Annotated in this window: 1 protein-coding gene; it reads left to right on the forward strand. The window is 73.9% G+C overall.

Annotated elements, in window-relative coordinates:
* Nucleotides 1-364 precede the first annotated feature (364 nt).
* On the forward strand, nt 365-1,188 hold an 824-nt coding region (gene nth, locus ABD323_RS24270), incomplete at its 3' end, for an endonuclease III (protein WP_344444039.1).

Consider the following 1,188-nt stretch of genomic DNA (forward strand, 5'->3'; position numbering starts at 1 on the left):
GCGGGAGGGGGGGGGGGGGGGGGCCCCCGGGGCGGGGGGGGGGGGGGGGGGGGGGGCCGGGCGGGGGCCGGCGACCGCCGGCCCCGGGCCGGGCGGTCCGGGTCAGCCGGTGGGGACCAGGGGATCTGCACGGATCAGCATCGTGCTCAGCCTCCTCGGCTCTGCACGGTCCGTTTCTGCTATCGGGATACAACAGTCATATACCGCAAATCACCCACAGATCACAACCCCCCGCCGCCCGTCCGCAGCCTCCCCCACCAGCGGGGCGCCCCCCGCCCGCCGGTCGGAACTCCGAGCGTGCGCGGACGAGGGGGCCTGTCCGAAAGCGGGGCTGGGGCGCGGTTCTCGGGCGTAGCCTTCGTGCATGGCAGAGAGCAAGGTCAAGAAGGCCGCGCCGACGGCGAAGAGTGCGGTGGCGAAGCCGGCCGGGAAGCCGCGCAAAGCGGAGTCGCAGCTGGCGATGGTGCGCCGGGCGCGGAAGATCAACCGGGCGCTGGCGGAGCTCTACCCGTACGCGCATCCGGAGCTGGACTTCGAGAACCCCTTCGAGCTGCTGGTGGCCACCGTGCTGTCGGCGCAGACGACCGACCTGCGGGTCAACCAGACCACGCCGGTGCTCTTCGCGACGTACCCGACGCCCCGCGACATGGCCGCCGCCGTGCCCGAGGAGCTGGAGGAGATCATCCGGCCGACCGGCTTCTTCCGGAACAAGGCGAAGTCCCTGATCGGCCTCTCCATCGCCCTGCGCGACGACTTCGCCGGCGAGGTTCCCGGCCGCCTCGAGGACCTGGTCACGCTGCCCGGCGTCGGCCGCAAGACGGCCAACGTCGTGCTGGGCAACGCCTTCGGGGTGCCCGGGATCACGGTGGACACCCACTTCGGGCGGCTCGCGCGGCGCTTCGGGTGGACGACGCAGGAGGACCCGGTCCTGGTCGAGGCGGCGGTCGCCGAGATCTTCCCCAAGGCGGAGTGGACCATGCTCTCGCACCGGGTGGTCTTCCACGGGCGGCGGATCTGCCACGCCCGCAAGCCCGCCTGCGGAGCCTGCCCGATCGCTCCGCTCTGCCCCTCCTACGGCGAGGGCGAGACGGACCCGCAGAAGGCGGCCGCGCTGCTGAAGTACGAGATGGGCGGTCAGCCCGGCCAGCGGCTGCGGGCCCCGGCCCCCCCACCCCGCCCGGCGGGCGC

It is taken from the genome of Kitasatospora nipponensis, from assembly GCF_039528135.1.
Lineage (GTDB): Bacteria > Actinomycetota > Actinomycetes > Streptomycetales > Streptomycetaceae > Kitasatospora > Kitasatospora nipponensis.